This window comes from Alkaliphilus peptidifermentans DSM 18978, assembly GCF_900101495.1.
GTDB classification, from domain to species: Bacteria; Bacillota; Clostridia; order Peptostreptococcales; family Natronincolaceae; genus Alkaliphilus_C; species Alkaliphilus_C peptidifermentans.
On the sequence record NZ_FMUS01000018.1, the window covers coordinates 76,954 to 100,999 of the forward strand.

General features: G+C 34.4%; 23 protein-coding genes. 1 reads left to right on the plus strand and 22 read right to left on the minus strand.

Going from position 1 to position 24,046, the window contains the following annotated elements; all coding sequences use genetic code 11:
• Positions 1-470: 470 nt before the first annotated feature.
• From BLP68_RS13275 to dapF, 19 genes are all read right to left on the minus strand, one after another.
• Positions 471-1,118, minus strand: coding sequence for a thiamine diphosphokinase (locus tag BLP68_RS13275; protein WP_091544479.1), 648 nt, complete (start codon positions 1,116-1,118; stop codon positions 471-473).
• A 3-nt stretch (positions 1,119-1,121) separates the two neighbouring features.
• Entirely contained in the window at positions 1,122-1,778 is a 657-nt protein-coding gene (rpe, locus tag BLP68_RS13280) for a ribulose-phosphate 3-epimerase (RefSeq protein WP_091544482.1), read from the minus strand.
• Positions 1,779-1,780: 2 nt separating this feature from the next.
• Positions 1,781-2,659, minus strand: coding sequence for a ribosome small subunit-dependent GTPase A (rsgA, locus tag BLP68_RS13285; RefSeq protein WP_091544484.1), 879 nt, complete (start codon positions 2,657-2,659; stop codon positions 1,781-1,783).
• 47 nt (positions 2,660-2,706) lie between these two features.
• Positions 2,707-4,692: a Stk1 family PASTA domain-containing Ser/Thr kinase gene (gene pknB / locus BLP68_RS13290; protein ID WP_091544486.1), complete on the minus strand. Its 1,986-nt coding sequence runs from the start codon at positions 4,690-4,692 to the stop codon at positions 2,707-2,709.
• An 8-nt stretch (positions 4,693-4,700) separates the two neighbouring features.
• Positions 4,701-5,444, minus strand: coding sequence for a Stp1/IreP family PP2C-type Ser/Thr phosphatase (locus BLP68_RS13295; RefSeq protein ID WP_091544488.1), 744 nt, complete (start codon positions 5,442-5,444; stop codon positions 4,701-4,703).
• Positions 5,445-5,569: 125 nt separating this feature from the next.
• The gene (gene rlmN / locus BLP68_RS13300) at positions 5,570-6,604 is read right to left on the minus strand and encodes a dual-specificity RNA methyltransferase RlmN (protein ID WP_091544491.1); all 1,035 of its coding nucleotides are present in this window, start codon (positions 6,602-6,604) and stop codon (positions 5,570-5,572) included.
• A 23-nt stretch (positions 6,605-6,627) separates the two neighbouring features.
• On the minus strand, positions 6,628-8,067 hold the full coding sequence (gene rsmB, locus BLP68_RS13305; RefSeq protein WP_278278234.1) for a 16S rRNA (cytosine(967)-C(5))-methyltransferase RsmB: 1,440 nt from the start codon (positions 8,065-8,067) through the stop codon (positions 6,628-6,630).
• Between the two features lie 163 nt (positions 8,068-8,230).
• The gene (locus tag BLP68_RS13310) at positions 8,231-8,917 is read right to left on the minus strand and encodes a zinc metallopeptidase (protein WP_091544494.1); all 687 of its coding nucleotides are present in this window, start codon (positions 8,915-8,917) and stop codon (positions 8,231-8,233) included.
• Between the two features lie 4 nt (positions 8,918-8,921).
• Positions 8,922-9,692 carry a DUF116 domain-containing protein gene (locus BLP68_RS13315; RefSeq protein WP_242876989.1) on the minus strand — a complete coding sequence of 257 codons (771 nt, stop codon included), beginning with the start codon at positions 9,690-9,692 and terminating at the stop codon, positions 8,922-8,924.
• Complete coding sequence (fmt, locus tag BLP68_RS13320; RefSeq protein WP_091544496.1) at positions 9,682-10,626, minus strand: methionyl-tRNA formyltransferase; 945 nt, start codon at positions 10,624-10,626, stop codon at positions 9,682-9,684. Before fmt ends, BLP68_RS13315 begins: the two co-directional genes overlap by 11 nt.
• Before the next feature lie 11 nt (positions 10,627-10,637).
• Complete coding sequence (gene def / locus BLP68_RS13325; RefSeq protein ID WP_091544498.1) at positions 10,638-11,084, minus strand: peptide deformylase; 447 nt, start codon at positions 11,082-11,084, stop codon at positions 10,638-10,640.
• A gap of 14 nt (positions 11,085-11,098) precedes the next feature.
• Positions 11,099-13,579: a primosomal protein N' gene (gene priA / locus BLP68_RS13330; protein WP_242876990.1), complete on the minus strand. Its 2,481-nt coding sequence runs from the start codon at positions 13,577-13,579 to the stop codon at positions 11,099-11,101.
• 111 nt (positions 13,580-13,690) lie between these two features.
• On the minus strand, positions 13,691-14,935 hold the full coding sequence (locus BLP68_RS13335) for a M24 family metallopeptidase (protein ID WP_091544501.1): 1,245 nt from the start codon (positions 14,933-14,935) through the stop codon (positions 13,691-13,693).
• Between the two features lie 89 nt (positions 14,936-15,024).
• Positions 15,025-16,212, minus strand: coding sequence for a bifunctional phosphopantothenoylcysteine decarboxylase/phosphopantothenate--cysteine ligase CoaBC (gene coaBC, locus BLP68_RS13340; protein ID WP_091544504.1), 1,188 nt, complete (start codon positions 16,210-16,212; stop codon positions 15,025-15,027).
• 12 nt (positions 16,213-16,224) lie between these two features.
• The gene (gene rpoZ, locus BLP68_RS13345; RefSeq protein WP_091544506.1) at positions 16,225-16,431 is read right to left on the minus strand and encodes a DNA-directed RNA polymerase subunit omega; all 207 of its coding nucleotides are present in this window, start codon (positions 16,429-16,431) and stop codon (positions 16,225-16,227) included.
• 23 nt (positions 16,432-16,454) lie between these two features.
• The gene (gene gmk / locus BLP68_RS13350) at positions 16,455-17,054 is read right to left on the minus strand and encodes a guanylate kinase (RefSeq protein WP_091544509.1); all 600 of its coding nucleotides are present in this window, start codon (positions 17,052-17,054) and stop codon (positions 16,455-16,457) included.
• A gap of 24 nt (positions 17,055-17,078) precedes the next feature.
• On the minus strand, positions 17,079-17,363 hold the full coding sequence (gene remA, locus BLP68_RS13355; protein ID WP_091544510.1) for an extracellular matrix/biofilm regulator RemA: 285 nt from the start codon (positions 17,361-17,363) through the stop codon (positions 17,079-17,081).
• Between the two features lie 11 nt (positions 17,364-17,374).
• Positions 17,375-18,256, minus strand: a complete 882-nt coding sequence (locus tag BLP68_RS13360; protein WP_091544513.1) for a YicC/YloC family endoribonuclease — start codon at positions 18,254-18,256, stop codon at positions 17,375-17,377.
• A gap of 125 nt (positions 18,257-18,381) precedes the next feature.
• Positions 18,382-19,230 (minus strand): diaminopimelate epimerase, encoded by an 849-nt coding sequence (gene dapF / locus BLP68_RS13365; protein ID WP_091544515.1) that lies wholly within the window; start codon positions 19,228-19,230, stop codon positions 18,382-18,384.
• Between the two features lie 244 nt (positions 19,231-19,474).
• Between dapF and BLP68_RS13370 the strand changes: the two genes are divergently transcribed.
• Positions 19,475-21,244 carry an Rqc2 family fibronectin-binding protein gene (locus BLP68_RS13370; protein ID WP_091544518.1) on the plus strand — a complete coding sequence of 590 codons (1,770 nt, stop codon included), beginning with the start codon at positions 19,475-19,477 and terminating at the stop codon, positions 21,242-21,244.
• 222 nt (positions 21,245-21,466) lie between these two features.
• Here the strand turns inward: BLP68_RS13370 and BLP68_RS13375 are convergent, their stop codons facing one another.
• The 3 genes from BLP68_RS13375 to BLP68_RS13385 form a co-directional block, all read right to left on the minus strand.
• A complete protein-coding gene (locus BLP68_RS13375) occupies positions 21,467-22,729 on the minus strand; it encodes a uracil-xanthine permease family protein (RefSeq protein ID WP_091544520.1) in 1,263 nt (420 codons plus the stop codon).
• A 55-nt stretch (positions 22,730-22,784) separates the two neighbouring features.
• Positions 22,785-23,330, minus strand: a complete 546-nt coding sequence (gene pyrR, locus BLP68_RS13380) for a bifunctional pyr operon transcriptional regulator/uracil phosphoribosyltransferase PyrR (protein ID WP_242876991.1) — start codon at positions 23,328-23,330, stop codon at positions 22,785-22,787.
• A gap of 504 nt (positions 23,331-23,834) precedes the next feature.
• A partial coding sequence (locus BLP68_RS13385; protein ID WP_176759024.1) for a transposase occupies positions 23,835-24,046 on the minus strand: 212 nt, incomplete at its 5' end.

The window sequence follows — 24,046 nt, forward strand, 5'->3', positions numbered from 1 at the left end:
TCTCATAATAATACTATGCATGGAATGTAAAAAATGCTACCATTTTTAGAAAATGATAACATTTTTTTATAGTTCACATTCAGCCATTAGATTCTTTCCTGAGCTCACAATGACTAACTCCAATTTAAATTTTCAATTATCATTCTTTACACATATTATATTTCTCGTGTAGTCCAGTGGAACCTAATCTATGTATTTCGTCATACAGGGGCCGACAGAATCGCCGGCCCCTACACTATTTTTTCTCATCTTAATTATTAATTTTTACTTTTCATTACTCATTACTCATTACCAATTACTCATTTGTTTTCATTCAACATTCAACATTTAACATTCAACATTCAACAATACATAGGTAGCTAGTTAATTTGGGCATAAAACTCTAAATTATGCTTATGAAGTTTTATACCAAATCCCTAGCAAAGTGACTGACTCAAATCGAAGATTTGGTCATCTACTTTTCTCAACTCTTAACTCTCAGATTCTTCCCTAGACTGTATCACTAACAAAATACCTTCTCTTACTATTATTTGACCCCTATTATTCAGAAGTCGATTACTGATGCCAATTGAAGTTCCCATCTTTATGTCATGATTAAATAGAGGATACTCCATGCCCTCTAAGGTCACTCCCCTTGCCCAAGTAGTCAAGGGTATGATGGACACATTATCATTGAGCATTCCCTCTACTACAAGCTTATTATTGGTAATTGTAATCATATTACTTTCGTCCCTAAGTACACCCTTAATTCCAGCCTCAAGTAGCTTATTAAGCAGCATAACATTTCCAAGGCTATGGTCCCATCTAGACCCCATACAGCCAATTATGGTTATTAATTCAGGCTTCAAGGAAATACCATAATCAAGGGCAATATCTGTATCTGTTTGATCTTTTCTAGCAGGAAACTGCTCTATATTTACCCCCGCATTTACCATCCATTCCATATCTTTTTTTGAAATAGAATCGAAGTCTCCCATTAGTAAATTAGGCTTTAGCTTCAAAGCAACAAGATGTCTTGCAGCCCCATCTGCACAAATTATAAAAGAATGCTCTTGTATTTGTTCTTCTAAAAAAATATAATCATTAATATCGCCATTGGCAATTATTAAAACCTTCATTCTTTAAATCATTCCATTCTTTTTCATAAGGGCTACGGTATCGGGTATATTAGAGCTATTAAAAATGGCACTACCAGCAACAATAACATTTGCACCCGCCCTTGTTACTAAATTAATATTTTCCGGATTAATGCCTCCATCAACTTGAATATCAATATTTAATCCTCTTTCCTTTGTCATTGACCTTAATTTTTCTATTTTAGGCAATGTGGCTTCAATAAATTTTTGCCCTCCAAAGCCTGGGTTTACCGTCATAATCAAGACCATGTCCAGATCTGCCAGTACATACTCAAGTACATCTAAAGGGGTCGCTGGATTCAAAGCAACGCAAGCCTTAACTCCATGCTGCTTTATAAGCTGAATAGTTCTATGAAGGTGAATGGAAGCTTCGCTATGAACAGATATAATATCTGCTCCTGCCTTTACAAAATCTGGTATATATTTGTCTGGATTCTCTATCATAAGATGTACATCAAAGGGAAGCTTTGTTTTTCCTTTAAGACTCTTTACTACTAACGGTCCAATAGTTATGTTGGGCACAAAATGCCCATCCATTACATCAATATGAAGCATGTCACATCCAGCAGCTTCAACCTTATTAACATCCTCCCCTAGCTTTGAAAAATCAGCAGATAGGATTGAAGGTGCAATTTTTATCATGGCTAGTACCTCCTATTTAATCTAATTTCTTCCAGTAGTTTTTTATAGCTTTCATAACGTTCTGCAGCAATTTCTTTCTCTTCTACTCTTTTCTTCACTAAGCAGCTTGGTTCATTTTCATGCAAACAGGAGTTAAATTTACATTCTCCTTTAGACTGAAGTATTTCTGGAAAGTAGTATGCAAGGTCAATTTCTTCCATAAAATCAACCTTCAACGAGCTAAAGCCAGGTGTGTCAACTACCCAGCCCCGCTGATTTAATGGAATTAGCTCAACATGTCGAGTGGTATGCTTCCCTCGTTCTGATTTCACACTAATTTCGCCTGTTTGTAATTTAATATTAGATTGTATTCTATTCAACAGTGTTGACTTCCCAACGCCAGAAGGTCCAGCAAAAACCGTTACCCTTCCCGCTAATATTTCTTTCAATTTATTAATACCATCATTATTCTCTTTACTTGTTAGCAATACAGGGTAGCCTGCATTCTTATAGATATCCACCATCCAAAGGTAGTCATCCTTCTGTAACAAATCTATTTTATTAAAGCATATTACAATATCTAATTGTTGGCTCTCTGCAAGGACTAAGAATCTATCCAATAATGAAAGATTGGGCTCTGGTTGAGTTATGGCAAAAACTACAACAGCTTGATCTACATTTGCCACTGGAGGTCTTATTAGCTCATTTTTTCGTTCTAATATGTCTTCTAAAATACCTAATTTCTTTTCTGGGTCTAGTATAGAAAAACGAACTTGATCTCCTACCATTGGGGTTTTTTTATTTTTTCGTAGAATACCCCTCGCCTTACATTCATATATATCATGATTGTAATCAACATAGTAGAAGCCACCAATCCCCTTTATGATTCTTCCTTCCTTCATAGAAAACCTCCTATTTCCTTCTTGTTACAGCTTTTTTAGTTAGCTATTTAAAACACAGTATTGACATCTGAATGAAACTCGTTATTTACATAGACTTCGAATCTATGGGCTCCGGAACCCTCATTTCCTTGTACCAATGCACGTACGTTATTTCCATCTCGGTTAATATTATGTCTTTTATTAAACACAACACGTCTGCCATCATTACTTATTTGATAAATTATTATATCCACATTTCCAGAGTAACCATTAAGATCTACATTTATATATCTATCAACAAGTGTAACAGATGTTTCATTTGCTTCCTCTTCTTCTGTATCTTCAATCTCTTCTTCAGGTCCTAAGCTAACCACTAAGTTTACAACTGTTCCTTCCTCCACTTCAGTTGTTTCCGCAACACTCTGTTCAATTATTTCATCCTTATCATATTCATCACTAGGTCTTTCAGCTATGGTTCCAACTTCTAATCCTAGTTGTTGCAGGGTTCTTTTCCCTGTTTCAATATTTGTTCCCACTAAATTAGGCATTAGTATAGTTTGGATTTGTGGACCTAAGCTCACAACATAGTCAACGGCTGATCCTTCGGGAACCTCCAAGCCAGCCCTAGGGTTTTGTCTTATGATAACACCAATTGGCAAGCTATCGTGATACTCCTCTTCTGCTTCACCCTCAACTAAAGAAGCACCCCTTAGTATAATTCCAGCATCAATTGCGTTTTTCATCTCAAGAGTTGGGACATTCACCAGTCGGCTACCAAGACTGACTTGCACTTTAACCTGCCCACCCTTTTTAACTGTTCTTCCCTCCACAGGGCTCTGATGAATAATATGATCGACGGGCACCTCTACATCGAACTTTTCTTGAACAACCAATTCAACATCTAAATCAGCCATCATTTCCTTAGCTTCATCAATATCCATTCCTACTAAATTGGGAACTGTAACATCTGGAGTAGTAAACCAATTTCCCTGATAGAAAAAACCAAAAGTAAACAAAAATGCTGCAATTAATGCTGCAACAATTGCCCCAGCAACAATCCACTTGTTTGTTTTCTTATCATCATTATCTTTTTTATTGCGCTTACCTAATTTAGTATCTTCATAATTATTTATTTCCTTTGTTGATTTTCCATAGGCCTCTTCTGTAACCTTAGGTATGATTTGAGTAGGAGAATCAACCTCACTTACTCTACTAGGAAAATACCTAGTAGTAGGATCATTTTTCAACTGCTTTAAATCTTCTATCAATTCCTGCGTGTTTTGATATCTGGCAGATTGTTCTTTTTGCATTAATTTTTGGATTATCTTCTCCAAACCGTCATGTACATCTTCGTTAAGCTTAGAAGGCTCTAATGGCTCCTCTTGAATCTGCTTTAATGCTACAGTTATAGGACTATCTCCCTCAAAGGGAACTCTTCCGGTGGCCATTTCATACATAACAATTCCTAGAGAATATAAATCAGATTTCTCGTCTGTATAGCCGCCCCTAGCCTGCTCTGGTGAAAAGTAATGAACAGAACCGATGACGCTTCCAGCATTAGTAATGGTTGAAGATGTGGCAGCCAGAGCGATTCCAAAGTCAGTTACCTTAGCTCTATTATCAGATGTAACTAATATATTATGGGGTTTAATGTCCCTATGAACTATATGGTTATTATGGGCGTGCTTAAGTGCATATGCTATTTGCTTTCCATAATCTACTATTTCATTTAATGAAAGTGGTGCTTTTTCTTTAATTACATCCTTTAAGGTTTTACCATCAACATATTCCATAACAATGTAGTAAATGCTATCGTCCTCTTCACCAACATCATATATATTTACTATATTAGGATGGGACAAGCTGGCAGCAGCTTGAGACTCCTTTCTAAACTTATCAAGTAGATCCTTATCACTGGTAAATTCTGATCGTAATATCTTAACAGCAACAAATCGATTTAGTAAGTTGCATTTCGCCTTATAGACAACTGCCATTCCGCCTCCGCCTATTTTCTCTACTATCTCATATCTATTACCAAGTATCTTTCCTATCATTTTTTCACCTACCCCTCAAGCTCAGTATTATTTTTTATAATAATTACCGTTATATTATCGTAGCCACCCCGTTCATTTGCTAATTCCACAAGTTTCTCACAGGATTTCTGACAATCATCTATTTCTAAAACTGTTTTTTCTATTTCATACTTATCAACAAAGTTACTTAGCCCATCTGTACATAAGACTAATATATCAGATTGATTAAATTCAATTAGAAAAATATCTGCCTTTACCTGTTGATCAGTTCCTAAAGCTTTTGTTATTACATTTTTTTGTGGATGCTTCATAGCCTCCCGCTCTGATATGCTACCTTTTCTAAGAAGCTCTGCCACCAAAGAGTGATCTTGGGTAACCTGCTCTATAGCTCCATCTTTAATTATATACCCTCTACTATCTCCAATATGTCCAATATACATCTTATTATTTGAACATAATGCTAATGTTGCAGTTGTTCCCATACCATCACATTCACTATCCTCGTTGCTTCTTCTACATATTTCTTTATTAGCACGATTAAAGGCTTCGTAAATAATACCCTTTATTGATTCATCTTCCTTTTCGTCCTGCAGATATTTTGATAAATGCTCCTTCATGGCATCAATGGCTATTTGACTTGCTACTTCTCCTCCATTATGACCACCCATACCATCAGCTACAATAAATAATTTAATATCCTCCAAAATAATACAATAGTTATCTTCGTTAATATCACGAACCTTACCTATATCAGTAACAACCCCACAATTCATAGCATAAATCCCTCCTCTATACCTATTACAAGTATTCTACATAGATAATGAAATTCCCTGCTATATGTTAGCGCATTATTTAGCTTTAACATTACAGTTCTTACTCAAAAATCAGCAATATTGTACTAAGCTTTATCAACATGTCTGTTTCTTAGCTGACCACAGGCAGCATTAATATCCGAACCCATCTCTCGTCTTACTGTTGCCTCTATACCGCTTTTCATAAGTATATCAGCAAACTTTTTAACTGCTTCATTCTTGGATTTTTCAAAATTACCTTCATCTACAAGATTAACTGGTATCAAGTTAACATGACATAATAGTCCCTTTAAAAGTAAGCTTAGCTGCTTTGCATGGGATTCCATATCATTAACCCCTTTAATTAATGAGTACTCAAAAGTTATCCTTCTGTTGTTTTTTGATAAATAATAACGACAACTATCTATTAATTCTTCTATTGAGTATTTGTTTCCTATAGGCATTAAATTAGTTCGCAGTTCATCTGTAGGGGCATGTAAAGAAATTGCTAAATTAATTGGAATCTGTAAATCAGCTAATTTTTTAATTTCAGGTACAAGCCCACAGGTGGATAAGGTTATATGTCTATTTCCAATATTTAAACCTTTTTCATCATTTACAATCTTTAGAAATGAAATAACCTCTTTAAAGTTATGTAATGGCTCACCACTTCCCATAAGTACTATATTAGAAATTCTTTCTCCTATATCCAATTGCATTGTCTGTATTTGATCTAAAATTTCTCCAGCCATGAGGTTCCTAACTAGGCCCCCTTTAGTTGAAGCACAAAAGCTACAGCCCATACTACAGCCAACCTGTGAAGAAATACATGCTGTTAGTCCATGCTTATATTTCATTACGACCCCTTCGATAATATTATGATCCTCAAGAAGAAACAAATATTTTGTGGTGCCATCAATCTTTGAAACAAACTTCTCTTCTATCTTTATATCAGTTATATAAGCTTTCTCCTTTAGGGATTCTCTCAAATCCTTAGATAGATTAGTCATATCCTCAAAGGATTTTACTCCCTTATGAATCCACTGAAATATTTGTTGTCCTCTAAACTTGGGCTGACCGAGATCCTGTGTAAATTTTATTAATTCTTCACTTGTTAGGCTTAATAAATCAATCTTAGCCAATTTAAATCCTCCTAAGTATTATTTTAGACTCTTTTTATTAATTTTGAAATAAAGAAGCCATCAGTATGATGTATATTGGGATAAAGTTGAATTGTATCTTTATGATTTCCCGGAATCATGTTTTTATAGACCTCACCTATATTAACCTGTTGGTATTCAGAGGAATCCTTTAAAAATTGGTCTATCACCTCAGCATTTTCACGAGGGTCAATAGTACAAGTACTATAAACCAAAGAACCACCAGGCTTTACATACATTGATGCGTTTTTTAATATTTTCAATTGAAGTGATGTAATTTCCTTTATATCATCTGGCCTTTTTCGATACTTTATTTCTGGTTTTCTGCGTATTATTCCAAGCCCTGAGCAGGGGGCATCCACCAAGACCTTATCGGCCTTTTCTATTAAGCTCTTATCCAAAACCTTACCATCAAATTTTTCTGTCTTTATTATTTTTATTCCTAAAGCTTTAGCATTTTTTTCTATTAGCTTAAGCTTATGGTCATATACATCCCTTGCAATAATATTTCCTTTATTATTCATCAGCTGTGCCATATGGGTGGTTTTACCTCCAGGGGCACTACATACATCAATTACAAAATCATTCTCCTTTGGATCAACAATTTTACCGATAAGCATAGATCCAAAATCCTGAATATAAATAAGACCCTCTTTTAGAGCCTCCAGCTCAAATAAATTTTTATCTCCCTTGATTGTTAATCCTTCACTAATGAAAGCATTTTGAACAACGTCAAATCCGCTGTTGTTAAGAGCCTTTATAGCCTCCTCAACACTAATTTTCAAAGTGTTTACACGTACATTAAGCTCTGGCTTCTGATTATTTGCCTTCAATAGCTCCTTTGTAAAAACAGGGTCAAAAAACTTCAAAAACTCCTCAATCATCCATTTAGGATGAGAATAGGTTACTGATAGATACCCAACAAAATCCTTTTTCTCATCTGGTATTTTTATGTTTTCCTTCTGCCTCAACATATTTCTTAGAATTCCATTTATAAAGCCAGAGGAACGCTTACAGTATATCTTGGAAAGATTAACAGATTCATTTACAGCAGCTGATGGCGGTATTTTGTCTAAATATAGTATTTGATATATTGCCAACCTCAATAGTATCAGTGTATATGCATTAATTTTTTTCAATTTTATTGAAGAAAACTGTTCAATAACATTATCTATCATTATAAGGTTTTCTAATACTCCATAAACCAATTCCGTCATAAATCCTCTATCTTTAGCACTGTATGGTTTATCTTTCAGTTCTTTATTTAGAGCAATATTTGAGTATGCATTATCTACTTCCACCTCATATAAAACTTTAAGTGCTCCTTCTCTTGCATTCATAGCTATTCCTCCTACAGCTGGACTTCTATTATAAATATAAAGTATTAAAGCAAAGGCGTTTATACGACTTTGCTCAGACTGTTGAAAAACTCCCATCTTCTTCATTGCCGCAAAAACCCAGCACCCTTACGTATTACGTATACGCTGCAGTCGCTAGGTTTTCTTGCGCCTCGAATATGCCGATTTGATGCATCGAATCCGCATATTCTAAACAGTCTAAATACTGCTGGTTTCATATAAACACAGCCAAGGTACTGATACTCCTTGGCTATCTTCTTCTATTTCTTAGAATTATTAATCTTAGTAATTGAGCTACAGCTGTAGCCATAGCAGCAACATATGTTAGGGCAGCTGCCTTAAGTACTTTTTGCGAACCTGAGAATTCATCTGAGGTTATAAATCCATTGGAATCTAATAGCTTCATAGCTCGACTGCTGGCATTAAATTCTACAGGTAGGGTAACTACTTGAAATAAAACCGCTGCTGTAAACAGTAAAATACCTATATCAATTAAGGCTGGAGCAAAAATAAAGCCTGCAATTATAAAAAACCATGCAGCCGACGAACCAAAGCTGGCAACTGGATAAATACTGTTTCTAATTGATAAGGGTACATATCCTTTTGCATGCTGTAAAGCATGGCCTACTTCATGGGCGGCAACACTTACTGAAGCTATTGAGCTGCCTCGATAAACATCACTAGATAATCTTACAGTTCGTTTTCTAGGGTCATAGTGATCAGTTAAGTGTCCAGATACTTGCTCTACTGGAACATCCTGTAGTCCATTCGTATCTAATATTTGTCTTGCTACATCATAGCCAGTATAACCCTTTCGAGTTGAAACCCTTAAATACTTATTAAAGGTTGATTTCACTTTGCTTTGAGCATAGAAGGCAAATATAATTGCAGGTATTAAAATAATATACGTTGAATCAAAAAACGGATAATAAAACATACTATCACTCCTTTATGAAATGTTTAATTGCTTTTTCTACTTCAATAATATTAACATTAGTATTTATACAAGGACCCTCAGGTCTATTATTGATAATTGCAATGACAGGGATTTTCTTTACATCCTGCAGACCACTTATCAGGTCCCGTTCACAAGCAATTGCTATAATAACCTTTGGATTAATTTCCTTAATCATTTTTCGAGCCAAGGTTCCGCCAGTTGCTATTTTAAAATGAACATTATATTTATCCTTTAAATATATTAGTTGATCCACATCGCATTTACCACATCTCTTGCAATTATAAATATCGTGGGTAATTTTGTGGGGACAAAAGGATTTCTGAAGGCAATGGGGTGTTAGAATTAATATATCCTCTCCCTTTATACCATATTTATCTGCTAGTATTAGCTTATTATTCAATTCAGCATATATTTTTCTAATATCATCCTTCATAATTCCAAAAACTTTACCTATCACTATCATAGCAGGGTAAAATATTCTTAAGTTTAATTGAATTATTCTTTTAGAGTAAATGGACATATGATTATTATACCACAGTTGCCCAATTGTAATTACAGTAGATATAAGTAATATAACTACCACAAAAAGCACTGCAATAAAACTAGTTGCCAAAATCCTAGCATAGAATATACTATTTTGATTTAAGATCATAACTAAAAGACCCATTAATAGAAGCACTATTATAAGCATAGCTATGAGAATAATAAACAAAGGCTTTTCATTTTTATTAGTAAGCTGCTTTTTAAATATCATTGTCCTCTCCAAATATAATACCTTTTATTATTTCATTACCTATTAGATAATCCTTAACCATCATACGTTTACTACCACTAAATTGAATCTCCTTTATTATAAGCAAATCCTTTGAGGTACCTATGTGAATTTCATCTTTAGTTACTTCAATAATTTCACCAGGTCTATAGCGTACACCTGTTTCTTCAACTCTACTACTAAATATTTTCATAACTCTTCCATTATAGCTTGTAAAAGCTCCTGGCCATGGTATTGTTCCTCGAATAAGATTTTTTATTTCTATAGCTGTTTTAGACCAATTAATCTGTCCTAATTCCTTGTTCATTATTGGAGCATAGGTTGCCTCTTCTTCGTTTTGTTGCTCCCTTTCAACTCCACCAACTTCAATAAGGTCAATGGTTTTGATCAGTATATCTGCACCTAGGCCTGATAATCTATTATGTAGCTCTCCTGCTGTCTCTTCTGGTCCAATTGGTGTCTCTTCCTTTAAAATCATGTCTCCTGTATCTAAGCCAATATCCATATACATGGTGGTTACACCGGTTCTATCTTCACCATTTATTATTACCCAGTTTATAGGAGCTGCTCCACGATATTTAGGTAGTAATGACGAGTGGACATTAATGCACCCAAAGGGAGGAACCTCTAAAATTTCTTTTGTTAAAATTTGTCCATATGCAACAACAACAATAATATCGGGCTTCATAGCCTTAATAGCTGTTAAAGTCTCAGTATCCTTTAAAGTTTTTGGTTGAAAAACAGGAATCTCTTCTCTTAATGCAATCTCTTTAATAGGAGGAAAAGTAATTTTATTTCCACGTCCCTTTGGTTTATCAGGCTGTGTAAAGACTGCTATAATTTCGTGCTTCTCTTCAATTAATGCCTCTAGACACGGAACTGCAAATTCCGGTGTCCCCATAAATATAATTCTCATTTCTTCACCCCTTAATCCTCATCGATAATGCGATCTGTAAATAGAATACCCTGTAGGTGATCAACCTCATGGCAAATAGCACGAGCCAATAGATCCTCGCCTTCTATTATAGTTTCTTTACCATTTCGATCAAGACCCTTTACAGTTACTCTTTTAGGTCTTACTACCTTACCAGAGATGCCAGGCAGACTCAAACAGCCTTCATTGTCACATATTTCTCCATCTTCCTTTATAATTTCAGGATTAATTAATTCAATTAAGCCCTCTCCTGTATCAATAACTATAATTCGTTTAAGTACACCAACCTGTGGTGCAGCAAGTCCAACACCATCAGCATGATACATTGTTTCCACCATATCATCCAGAAGTAATAGTACCCTTTCATCTATCTTATCTACCGTTTTTGATTGTTTTCTTAATACCGGATCATCATCTTTTCTTATTATGCGAATTGCCATCTTAGACCTCCTATTTACATTAAATTATATGGATTTATATCAATGCTTACAGAAATAGAATTTGGAATATATTTTTTTCTATGTTGAATAAAAATCGATTTTACTATTCCCTTTAACAAGCTAAATTCAACGCCAACATCCTTTAATATTATCTGATATCTATATTTTTCATTAATTTTAGCAATAATTGCTTCATTGGGCCCCAATATAACCTCTTGTATTAGTTTAATACCTTTTGATTCTAGAATATACCTTATTATTTTGGCAATTTGAATAGAATAATCATAAACCTCCCTTTCATCCTTCCCACTTATGTTTATAGCTATTATATTTTGAAATGGAGGATAATTAAACTCATTTCTTATAGTTAATTCTTCCCTATAAAAGCCTTGATAATCATGCCTAGCTGCAGTTTGTATACTAAAATGCTGAGGGTCGTATGTCTGCAATATAACATTACCTTCATGAAGTCCTCTACCTGCTCTTCCTGAAACCTGAGTAATAAGCTGAAAGGTTTTTTCAGAGGCCCTAAAGTCAGGAAGATTTAACGTAGAGTCGATAGAAATAATCCCAACTAAAGTTACGTTAGGAAAATCCAATCCCTTAGTTATCATTTGAGTTCCAATTAATATATCTATATTGCCTTTTTTAAATTCTCCTAGTATTCTTTCATGGGAGCCTTTCTTACCAGTAGAGTCAATATCTAACCTCGCAATTGATGCTTTAGGAAAGTAGGTTTGGATTACCCTCTCCAACTTCTGTGTTCCAGCTCCAAAGTATTTAATTAAATTACTGCTACACTCAGGACAAGTGGTGGGTGCAGCAATGTCTTTTCCACAATAATGACATAATAATGTTTTAGTCTCCATATGGAAGGTTAGGGATATATCGCAATGCGAGCACTTAATTACATGACCACAGCTTCTACAGGAAACAAATGTAGAAAACCCCCTTCTATTTAAAAAGAGCATAGATTGTTTTTTATCCTGTATATTCTTTTGTAGTAGAGCTAGTAGCTTACCACTTAACATATTTTTATTTCCATTTTCTAGTTCAATCTTCATATCCACTATTTCGATGGAGGGAAGCTTGGCTGTCATGGCCCTTTTAGTTAAAGACATTAGCTTTAATTCCCCAGTCTCTGCCTTATAAAAGCTTTCAACGGAAGGAGTTGCTGACCCCAATATTACTACTGCATTCTCCATATTAGCTCTATAATTTGCAATTTCAATGGCGTGATACTTGGGATTTTGCTCCGACTTGTAGGTATTTTCATGTTCTTCATCAATAATTATAAGTCCAAGATTTTTAAAGGGAGCAAATATTGCAGAGCGGGCACCGATAACCATATTTACCTTGCCCTCTGCAATTCGCCTCCATTCATCATAACGTTCTCCCTCCGAAAGACTACTATGAAAAACTGCAATTCCCTCTTTAAATCGGCCTCTAAATCGGCCTACAGTCTGGGGTGTTAAAGATATTTCAGGTACTAAAACAATACCCTGCTTACCCTGTTTGTTAGCTTCTTCCATCAACTGAAGATATATTTCTGTTTTGCCACTACCAGTTATTCCATGAATTAAAAATGAGTCGGGCTTATTTTCACTAATGGAATTAGATATTTCATCAATAATATTTTGTTGCTCCACTGAAGGCTTTAGCTTTGGGAATGCTTCAATAATATCATTTGAAAAAGGACTTCTTTTACATTCCTTCTCAAAAACTTCAATATAACCTTTTTCTATAAGAGCCTTTATCGGAGCATTGGTAGTACATAGTTCTTTTTGCAGAACTGAAGCCTTAACTTCTTTTTTTTCCTTCAAATAATTAATAACCTCTAACTGCTTTTGTGCTCGTCTCAATTGAGCTTCTACAGCTTCAAAATCATCAAGAGAAATCTTTAGTTGAAGAAAGGTTTCTTTTTTCACCTTAACCCTTGAAGTAACATCATAAATAATTTCTATTAATCCTTCATCGGCAAGCCTCTTCACCATCTGATGACAATCTTTATATGGTAGTTTTCCACTTATATCATCAATTTCAGCTGCTCCACCTTGAGCTTCTAATAACTCAAGTAGGGCACTTAACTTATTTGATACCCCTCTGATTCTCCATTTTTCATCCAACAGTCTAAGTTTTTTCTTCTCCTTGTTAACTATTCCAGCAGGAATAATACAATGAATAGCTTCAACAAATTTACATAGATATTTGTTCTTCATCCAAAAAATAAGCCTAATTTGATCATCTGATAAAAGCCTTTGATAATCAATGGGTTCAATTATCTTCTTTAAGGTAATATTTTCTTCATTAGTTTCCTTAATATTTAATATGTAGCCCTCTAGTCTTTTATTTCCTTTACCAAAGGGAACTATAACCCTCATGCCATTTTGCAGAACATCTACCAGCTGGGTGGGAATCAAGTAGTCAAACATCCTATCGGTTTCAAAGCTGTTATTATCAACAATAACCTGTGCAATTAAATTACCCTTACTCAATTTCTCCACCTCCTAACCATCACTATTATACCAAACTTTCATAGATATTAAAAATGATTATCAATAAAAAACAATATAAAATACTAATCAAATCATCATTTTGATTTAAGATTATATTATATATAGTTCAGTTTGTCTGTTTGGCAAGTAACTTACACCCTTTCTTGTAAAAGCTATGGTTTCTTCAAGAAAAATTGCAACCTCTTTATTATCCCATTCTGGAACCATACTGGTTGTGTTTAACTCGAGAGCATAGCATGTATTAAAGAATAATGGATACTCACCTCGAATTGGTACCTCACCCTGCTGATCCCACATTCCAATAGTAGGACCTACTCCATGGCCATGATAACCAATTGGGTGAGTATAAAGCATAGCTTTAATCTCTCTATTTTCAGCTTCCCTTAATGATGCATTGAATATTTCATTGCCTGTACAGCCAGCAATAAAGTTCTCTGCTACTATATCTTGAAATACATTTCCAACTCTAAGGGCCTCTTTAATACCAGTGGGAGCACTCTTCTCGCCGGGCTTTAAAACATAAGCAAGTCTTTGAGTATCTGTGGCTAAGCCAAGGTAATGTATACCTACATCACAATGCAATAGATCTCCATGGTTAATTACAGTATTGGTTATTCTATTATTTTCATTGCCTTTACGTTGTAAATCAATTGTGGGAGTAAACCATGGAGTTAGCCCTAGCTCATTTATTTTTTCCATAATCCACCATTCTACATCATCAGTTGTGGTTTCATTTGCCACTATAACCTTTAATGAAAAAGCCTCTTCTATTATATCAATAGCTATTTTATAAATTTCAGGGTATGTTTTAAGTTCAAGACTGCTTCTCGTCTCTAGCCATCCAATAGAGAGCTTCTCTGCACTTACAATGCGATTTTTATATGGTTCCCCTAGGGTATTAGCCAGTTCTTCATAAAGACTCTTAGTAAGACCGTCAGCAGGTGCAAAGGTGTCAGAAATATTAATGCCTATTTTTAAGGGCTCTCTTTCCGTAACAAGTCTTCTTAGACAATCCCACTGAGATTCTTCCTTTACATTCCATTCTTGTCTATAAAATTTATCTAGTAGGGGAGTAGGTCTAGAAAGGCTAATACAATCTAGTCCTTCATCATCAAGAGAGAAAACTAAACAAGATAAACGGGAGGCAGACCTTTGTAATGCAGGAATCAAAGTTTTAAATATAGGGTCCTCATTGTTTTCTCTGGCAATAACAATCCACATATCGATTTTTTCTCTTTTCATTAGCTCCGGCAGAATATGCTCCAGTCGATGTTTTAGCCAATCATCAATAATTTTATATTGCTCCTTAATTGACTTAATATTGCTCTTTCTCATATAAACACCCCCATAAACTTCTAATATACTATTTTAATGATAACAAAAAAGGACTATAAAATATAGTCCTAGCTCACTTAGTTTATCACTTAAACTTCTTTAATTTTATCTAAAATTCTATGGGCAACCTCTAGCTTTGATGCTTTTTCAACCTTTGTTACTTGTTGTTTGTTATCGATTAAGTATACAACATTGGTATCAGACCCAAAGCCAGCTCCTTCTTCTGTTAAATCATTTGCAACTATCAAATCTAAGTTCTTTTTCTCAATTTTAGCTTTTGCATATTCTATTACATTATCTGTTTCTGCTGCAAATCCAATCAATTTTTTATTTCCCTTTTTAGCTCCTAGCTCCTTTAGAATGTCGGGATTTCTAACTAAATTAATTTGCAACGGACCATCATGCTTCTTTATTTTATTGTTCGCTGTTGTTTCAGGTCTGTAATCCGATACAGCTGCTGATTTAATGATTATATCCTGACCATCAAAATGCTCCATTACACTTTCATACATTTCTAAGGCTGAGTTAATTGAAATAATCTCCACACCTTCAATAGGCTTCAATGTGGTGGGACCTGAAACTAAAGTTACATTCCCTCCACGAGCTTTTGCTGCTTCAGCAATAGCAAATCCCATTTTACCGGTTGAATGATTGGAAAGAAATCGAACAGGATCTATTGCTTCAACTGTTGGTCCTGCAGTAATCAATATATTCTTTCCTTCAAAATCCTGTGGAGGAATCAATATATCCACTGCATACTTAATAATATCATCCACTTCACAAAGTTTTCCTATTCCAATATCACCACAGGCCAACCTACCTGAAGCTGGTGATATAAATTTATACCCCAATCCTTTAAGCTTTTCAATATTTTGTTGAACTATTGAATTCTCAAACATCTTAGTATTCATAGCGGGAGCAAATACAACCTTTGCTGTTGAAGCCATAATGGTGGTGGATAGCATATCGTCTGCAATACCATTGGCAACCTTACCGATGATGTTGGCTGTGGCAGGAGCCACCAATATCATATCTGCCTTTTGAGCTAAGCTAATATGCTCAATCTCCCAATATCGGGGAGTTTCAAACATGTCAATAATAACTGGATTATGACTTAAGGCTTGAAATGTATGGGGAGTGACAAACTCTGCAGCAGACTTAGTCAGTATTACATCTACCTCTGCTCCTAGCTTTTTAAGCCTACTTACAATGTCACAGGCCTTGTAGGCAGCAATCCCCCCAGTTACACCAACTACAACCTTCTTTCCCTTTAGCATTCAATCACCTTCTTATTTAATATCTTCCTCTTCTCTTGTATAGCTTATTTTACCTTCATGTATTTCTTGTGTAGCAACTGAAACAGGTTTTTTAGAAGTAGCCTTAATTGTTACTCTTTCACCGTCAATAATTTGTCTCGCTCTCTTTGAAGCAGCCAATACTAATGTGTATCGACTATCAATATTCTTTATTAAATCATTCGTTGATGGATATAACATTTATTTACTCATCTCCTTTTAGTTTAAAATCTTAGTTTTATTTCTTCATGAACTCTTAAAACCTTGCAATTTTCAGCTCGAATAATAGCTTCTATATCTTCCTTTGCTCTATCTATATCATCATTAATAACTACATAGTCATATTTTATAACCTGACTAATTTCACTCATTGCAGACCCATAGCGTTTTTTGATATCTTCCTCGGTCTCAGTGCCTCTATTAATTATACGACTTTTTAATTCTTCCAGTGAAGGAGGCAATATAAAAACAAAAATCCCTTCTCTATATTTTTCCTTGATTTGAAGAGCACCCTCAATATCTATTTCCAATAATACATCATTGCCTTTTTCAAGATTTTCTATTACATAATCTTTAGGCGTTCCATAATAATTTCCATAAACCTTTGCATATTCTAATAAATCGCCTTTAGTAATCATATTTTCAAAGCGATCATGATCGATAAAGAAGTAATTGACACCATTTTCCTCTCCCTGCCTAGGTCTTCTAGTTGTGGCAGAAATTGACGCCATAATTTGTGGGTTTGTTTCTAATAATCTTTTACAAATCGTCCCTTTTCCAGCTCCTGACGGTCCCGAAATTACAATTAACAAGCCTTTTCCCATAATATCTCCTCTTTCTAGTATACCTTATTCACCATCATGGTTACCTTCTGCTTCTTTATTATTTTCCTTTGAGTTAAGTCTATGTGCAACTGTTTCAGGTTGAACGGCAGAAAGTATAACATGGTCACTATCAGTAATGATAACTGCACGGGTTCTACGTCCATAGGTTGCATCTATAAGCATTCCTCTATCTCTTGCCTCTTGGATGATTCTTTTTATAGGTGCCGATTCAGGGCTAACAATAGCAACAATCCGATTCCCTGATACTATATTACCAAATCCGATATTAATAAGCCTAATACTATTCATTATAGTTCCTCCTACTCGATATTTTGAACCTGCTCCCTCATTTTTTCTAATTCACTTTTAATATTTACTACAATATTAGTGATTGTTAAATCATTTGCCTTAGACCCAATAGTATTTACCTCCCTATTCATTTCTTGAATAAGAAAGTCCAGCTTCCTTCCAACGGAATCATCCTCAGTCATTGCCTTTGTAAACTGCTTAATATGACTGTAGAATCGTACTATTTCCTCGGCTATACTGCTTTTATCGGCAAAAATAACTACCTCCATTAAAACTCGATTATCATCTATATCGAACCCATCATCTAATATTTCTTTTATTCTATCAGACAAACGCTGTCTATATTCATTAACTATTAAAGGACTTCTTTCTTCAATGTCCTTAATCATAGAGCCTATAATATCTAATCTTTTTAGGATATCTTGATGAAGCTGTTCTCCCTCTATACTTCTCATTTCCATTAATTTATCAAGAGCAATTAATAGAGCATTCTCCATACAGCTCCAAATTTCATCCTCGTTATCTTCTTCCTTTTCAACCTTAATTACCTCTGGGAATTTTGCTATAATGGATGCAGTAGAATCATTTTTCAAGTTTAAACTACTATTTATTGATTCTAATGCATTATAATATTGCCGAGCTAGAGCTATGTCAGGAACAATTTTTACATCTGTTTCTCCTAGACTCTCAGAATTTATGTATACCTCTACTCGACCCCTCTTTACTGCTTCCTTAATTCTTTGTCTTATTTTTTCCTCTAAATATGTAAATAATTTAGGCATTTTTATACTAGTATCCATATATCGATGATTTAAAGATTTAAGCTCAACAATAAACTTTTTTTGTTGTGACTGTGCCTCGCCTCTTCCAAAGCCTGTCATACTTCTAATCATACTCTCATCCTCCATTTTGCTATTAGCAAACTCTTTTATTATTTTATCCTTCCTTTGATTACATGACAAGTGTTTGTTACTTTTTATTATAAATCCTTCAAAAGAGCATCTACGACGCTTTCAAATTATACTACAAAGAATACACCTTTACAAATATCCTCTGCAGGCCCTTCCATTTCCATACTTCCATCCTCATTAATTGTAATCAAAAGCCTTCCTCCATCAATAATTACATTAATCTCATCGTTAACCCTTCCTAGATAGTGAGCAATGCCACAAACACTGGTGACTCCAGTACCACATGCAAGAGTAAATCCAGCTCCTCTTTCCCATGTCTTTACCCAAATATTATTTCCATCAATTATCTTAGCAAAATTAACATTGGTCTTTTCAGGAAAAATATCAAGTTTTTCTATAATAGGTCCATAATACTTAACCGTATCATCATTTAATTCCTCAGTAAATATTACAGTATGAGGTACTCCCATTAACACTGTTGAAGCTTCAAATACTTTACCTTCTATTTCTAATTTTTTTTCAATAAAATTCTCTCCGTCATAAACTACAGGTATCGCTTGTGGCTCTAATATCATTTTACCCATGTTAACCTTAACCAAATTAACCTTTTCATTTGCTGTTTTAACATCAACAGTTAATACCCCAGCGGGAGTTTCAATATTAAAGCATTTACTTGAAACTATTCCTTCATCAAATACAAACTTAGTAAAACAACGAATACCATTTCCACACATGCTTGCCAATGAACCATCGCTATTATAGTAAACCATTCTAACCGAAGCACTATCCAAATTTGAAGGACATACCACCATTAATCCATCGGCACCCACACCAAAATTTCTATGGCATACTTGAGTAGCTAATTCACTAAATTTTTCTGGGAAGGGATAATCTTGGTATCTAATAATAATAAAATCATTTCCAGCACCATGCATTTTTTTAAAAGGTATACTCATAATATCACCCCAACATATTAATTTTAACTGAAAAACATAGTATTTTTCACAAGTTTCATGTATGATTGTATTATTGTATTATCAATATAATAATATCACACTTATGTTGATTTTATTAATATATAATAAATATAAGGATTCTTATGTTATTCAAGAATAATAAATATTTTCCTGCTATTTATTACATTATATTAACAATTATTCTTTTATATAATTAAAGACCTTTTTAAAAGGAGGAATATACATGGCCTTAGACGGATTAGTAGTAGCTTCAATGACTCATGAATTAAAGGAAATGTTAACTGGTGGTAGAATTGAAAAAGTATATCAACCAGAAAACGATGAATTAATAATACTTATACGTAACAATGGAAAAAACTTGAGGCTATTATTATCAGGCAATAGTAATTATCCAAGGGTACACTTAACTAGCCTTAATAAAATCAACCCAGAGTCACCTCCAAATTTCTGTATGCTGCTAAGAAAGCACCTTAATAACGGAAGAATAGTCGATATTCTGCAGCCAGATATGGAGCGTATGATTATTTTTAAAGTTGAAGCCTATGATGAATTGAATATATTAAAGAGCAAGCAGCTTATAATTGAAATGATGGGTAAGCATAGTAATATAATTATAGTTGATGAAGAATCAAAACGGATCATTGATTCAGTTAAAAGGGTTTCAATGGATGTTAGTAGGCATAGACAGGTTTTACCTGGTCTCACCTATCAAATGCCCCCTTCACAGGCAAAGGTTAACCCCCTTACTTTAGATTCATTTGATATATTTAGTACTAGCATTACTAAAGATTCTAAAATCACAGTACAAAAAGGGCTATATACTTCCTTTACTGGTATTTCTCCTCTAATTGCTCGGGAGGTATGTTTCCGCAGTAATATTGAAGAGGATACTCCTGTTTTTGCCCTTAAACCCGTCGATTTAACAAATTTATATAATAGTTTTAAGGAAATAATGAATGCCATTAAGAATAATAACTTTAGCTATAATATCTATTTTGATGAAGAAAATGATAAATATATCGATTTTAGCTGTATTGCTTTGACTCATCTTTCTGTATATAGCTGCCAATCCTACGAAAGTGTAAGTAATATGTTGGAAAGCTTTTATAGGATTAGAGATTCAAAGGATAGGATTAAACAAAGGTCACAGGATTTAAGAAAAAATCTGCAAATTAAGCTTGATCGCTTAAATCAAAAGATGAGTAATTTAAATAAAGATATTATTAAGGCAGAAAAGGCTGATGAATATAAGCTAAAGGGTGAGTTAATAACATCTAATCTTCATCTGGTAAAGGGCCGGGAGGATAGTATTTCAGTAGTAAATTATTATGATCCCAACCTCCCAGAGATAATAATACCCCTTGATAAAAAACTTTCTGCTTCACAAAATGCTCAAAAATATTATAAGCAATATAATAAATACAAAACAGCTTTAACAGAAGTTGCTAGGCAAATGAAGATTACTAAGGAAGAAATCTCTTACCTTGAAGAAATATTCTTAAGTATTGAACATGCAACTGAGCTTTCAGATTTAGAGGAGATTCAAAATGAATTAGTAGAGACCGGCTACTTTAAATCGAAAGGGAAAACTAAGAAGAAAAAGGAACAAAAAAAGTCAAGCTACTTGAAGTTTTTATCCTCCGATGGCTTTGAAATATACGTAGGAAAAAATAATCTTCAAAACGAAGAAATTACCTTTAAAATTGCAACCAAAAATGACCTTTGGCTTCATGTTAAAACAATAGCAGGCTCCCATACTATTCTTAAGGTTAAGGATGAAGGCTATACTGATGCAGCACTATTGGAGGCAGCCACCCTTGCTGCATATTATAGTAAAGGAAGAAATACCACAAAGGTGCCAGTAGATTACACCATAAGAAAAAATGTTAGGAAGCCATCAGGAGCTAAGCCAGGTATGGTAATATATGATAACTACCAAACAATTCATGTAGACGCATTAACTAGTGAATTGAAAAATGTTAAAGAAATCTAATTATAAAAGCAATGTTAGATGTTAAATGTTGAATGTTGGATGTTGCATGTTGAATAAAACCAAAATTGAAAATGAAAAGTTTAAGATATAAAGATGAATTATAGATTAAACATGTAATAAAGAAAAGACTCATCTTCTTGGTTTGCACCTGGAATTTGAGTCTTTTCTTTTCTCTTTATATTAAAATTTCACATTGCTAATTACCTATTGACTTATATATTTCTATCTTTCTGGTAACAGTTTATTAGCCAAAATTCCAACAATGGCTGCTAAGCTTAAGCCTGCCAGCTCTATATTTTCTCGAATAGGGATTCCACCAATTGCGTTTCCAGCATCGTCTGTTGCCATAGCTGTTCCAATACCAATTACCAAAATTAGTGCTGCTATTAAAAGGTTTCTACTATTTGCAAAATCAATTTTTGCCTCTACTATAGTTCTCATTCCTATACTTGCTATCATACCGAATAGTACTATACTAATTCCTCCCATAACAGCTACAGGAATAGATTGAAGTAGTATTGCAAATTTGCCAATAAAGCTTAGTATTACAGTAACAATAGCAGCTGTTCTTAAGATCGATGGATCATACACCTTAGTTACTGCCAGTACACCTGTATTTTCACCATAGGTTGTGTTGGCTGGTCCGCCAACAAAGCCTGCCAGCATTGTAGCAATTCCGTCTCCAAGAAGGGTTCTGTGTAATCCAGGATCCTTAAAGAAGTCCTTTCCAACAACAGCTCCATTTGTGGTTATATCACCTATATGCTCCATAAAAACCACCAGTACAATTGGTGCAATCATAACAATTGCTGCTATATCAAACTTTGGCATAGTGAAGGCTGGTATAGCTACCCAACTGGCACCTCCAAGGGCTGCTCCCAAGTCTGCAAGTTGAATTTCACCTAGAATGATGGCCGCCACGTATCCTACAGATACACCTATAAGGATAGGAAGTAGTTTTAGGAATCCCTTTGTGTATAAGGAAACCACTAGAACAGAAGCTAATACAATTGATGCCAGTAACCAATTACTTGATGCCATACTAATTGCCACAGGACTAAGGTTAAGTCCGATTACTACAATCATAGGCCCTGTAACAATTGGTGGAAAGAAGGACTTTACTGTGTCTATTCCGAATATTTTTACACAGGCTGCCAGAACTACATACAATAGCCCTGCAACCATGATACCACCTTGAACGTACTCTAAACTCCCAAATTCAGCCTTAACAGCTAAAATAACTGGAATAAAAGCAAAGCTGGAGCCAAGAAAAACCGGAACCTTTCCCTTTGTTATCAAGTGGAACATTAATGTACCAGCACCAGCAGAAAATAAAGCCACCGCTGGATTTAGTCCAGTTATCATTGGTACCAATACTGTAGCCCCGAACATTGCTAAAATATGTTGAAGAGCTAAAATCATTTTTCTAGAAGTTTGAATTGAGCTTAAATCTGTAATTTCCTGACTTAATTCTTTTTTTGTCATTTGAATTCCTCCCTTTTCCAGCCTCTCTGGACTGCTTTAAAAGATGATTGAATAACTAAGTAGTTTCAATTATTACTAAGTTATCGCCATCTGTTTCCTGTAGCTTTACCCTTACGATTTCATTTTTTGCTGTTGGTGCATTTTTACCTACATAGTCTGCTCTAATTGGCAGCTCTCTATGCCCTCTATCCACCAATACTGCCAATTGAATAATACTTGGTCTACCTATATCTACCAATGCATCCAGGGCTGCCCGAGCAGTTCTACCAGTGTAGAGAACATCATCCACCAATATTACAATTTTATTATTTATATCATGATCTACATTAGAGCCGTGAATAACAGGATCAATCTGTTCTTTAGTTAGGTCATCTCTGTATAGGGTAATATCTAATTCCCCTACAGGTATTTCAAAATTCTCAAATTCGTTAATTTTTGAAGCTAGTCTTTTAGCTAATGGTATGCCCCTTGTCTTAATACCAATAATCACTATGTCCTGTGGTCCCTTATTTTTTTCTAAAATTTCATGGGCAATTCTGGTGATGGCCCTAGTTATTCCTTTTTCGTCCAACAGATGAACAGTCTTATTTGAATCCTTCAATTTTTTCACCTCCATAATAGTTTTGCATAAAAATAAACCCTTACCTGTAGGATAAGGGTTATGTAGACATAATTATACCAAGCTTTATGTATTACATAAATTTTCCTTACCAGCCTCACAGGACCAATTTAAAGGATTGCAATTTAATTTAGTATACCACGGACTTCTATCTAATGTCTATTATAATATATTTTTTTCGACAATTATTCTATTTGTTATTTTTATACTATAACATTTATTTATATTTCTTTTAGATCTTCTACATTACTCATTAATATTGTCATAAGTATCATTATAACTCCACTAGCCATTGGCAGCATCCAAGGACTTATTAAATCAACCAATATCCCAGCCATAATTAAATATAAAATAGTTAGTATTATTAAATACTGAGGTTGATTACAAACCACCAGATTTTATATAATCTGGTGGTTAAATTCTTTGTAAATTGATTTAAATGAAATTTTTAATTGTTTCTGCTACTAAACTATCAAAAACCCAAGATTATTCCTGGACTTTTGATAGCTTAGTGGCTATTTTTTTGATATTTTGTGCAGTAGCAGTCATTAAACACTGCATCTGAACTAAATGGAGTCCACGACAGTGGGCATACCTAAGGCCATGCAATTCCTTTGCGTCAGCAAAGATTCTTTCCACGGTTTCTTTTCTGCGTTTATAGTAACGCTTACCTTTTTCAGTTTTCATAAATCTTCTAG

What these genes read in the sequence shown, in the direction of transcription:
- BLP68_RS13275 (WP_091544479.1), bottom strand. Translation starts at nt 1,118, where the DNA reads ATGAAGGTTTTAATAATTGCCAATGGCGATATTAATGATTATATTTTT.
- rpe (WP_091544482.1), bottom strand. Translation starts at nt 1,778, where the DNA reads ATGATAAAAATTGCACCTTCAATCCTATCTGCTGATTTTTCAAAGCTA.
- rsgA (WP_091544484.1), bottom strand. Translation starts at nt 2,659, where the DNA reads ATGAAGGAAGGAAGAATCATAAAGGGGATTGGTGGCTTCTACTATGTT.
- pknB (WP_091544486.1), bottom strand. Translation starts at nt 4,692, where the DNA reads ATGATAGGAAAGATACTTGGTAATAGATATGAGATAGTAGAGAAAATA.
- BLP68_RS13295 (WP_091544488.1), bottom strand. Translation starts at nt 5,444, where the DNA reads ATGAATTGTGGGGTTGTTACTGATATAGGTAAGGTTCGTGATATTAAC.
- rsmB (WP_278278234.1), bottom strand. Translation starts at nt 8,067, where the DNA reads ATGAAGAAGATGGGAGTTTTTCAACAGTCTGAGCAAAGTCGTATAAAC.
- BLP68_RS13310 (WP_091544494.1), bottom strand. Translation starts at nt 8,917, where the DNA reads ATGTTTTATTATCCGTTTTTTGATTCAACGTATATTATTTTAATACCT.
- BLP68_RS13315 (WP_242876989.1), bottom strand. Translation starts at nt 9,692, where the DNA reads ATGATATTTAAAAAGCAGCTTACTAATAAAAATGAAAAGCCTTTGTTT.
- fmt (WP_091544496.1), bottom strand. Translation starts at nt 10,626, where the DNA reads ATGAGAATTATATTTATGGGGACACCGGAATTTGCAGTTCCGTGTCTA.
- def (WP_091544498.1), bottom strand. Translation starts at nt 11,084, where the DNA reads ATGGCAATTCGCATAATAAGAAAAGATGATGATCCGGTATTAAGAAAA.
- BLP68_RS13335 (WP_091544501.1), bottom strand. Translation starts at nt 14,935, where the DNA reads ATGAGAAAGAGCAATATTAAGTCAATTAAGGAGCAATATAAAATTATT.
- coaBC (WP_091544504.1), bottom strand. Translation starts at nt 16,212, where the DNA reads ATGCTAAAGGGAAAGAAGGTTGTAGTTGGTGTAACTGGGGGGATTGCT.
- rpoZ (WP_091544506.1), bottom strand. Translation starts at nt 16,431, where the DNA reads ATGTTATATCCATCAACGAATGATTTAATAAAGAATATTGATAGTCGA.
- gmk (WP_091544509.1), bottom strand. Translation starts at nt 17,054, where the DNA reads ATGGGAAAAGGCTTGTTAATTGTAATTTCGGGACCGTCAGGAGCTGGA.
- remA (WP_091544510.1), bottom strand. Translation starts at nt 17,363, where the DNA reads ATGAATAGTATTAGGCTTATTAATATCGGATTTGGTAATATAGTATCA.
- BLP68_RS13360 (WP_091544513.1), bottom strand. Translation starts at nt 18,256, where the DNA reads ATGATTAGAAGTATGACAGGCTTTGGAAGAGGCGAGGCACAGTCACAA.
- dapF (WP_091544515.1), bottom strand. Translation starts at nt 19,230, where the DNA reads ATGAGTATACCTTTTAAAAAAATGCATGGTGCTGGAAATGATTTTATT.
- BLP68_RS13370 (WP_091544518.1), top strand. Translation starts at nt 19,475, where the DNA reads ATGGCCTTAGACGGATTAGTAGTAGCTTCAATGACTCATGAATTAAAG.
- BLP68_RS13375 (WP_091544520.1), bottom strand. Translation starts at nt 22,729, where the DNA reads ATGACAAAAAAAGAATTAAGTCAGGAAATTACAGATTTAAGCTCAATT.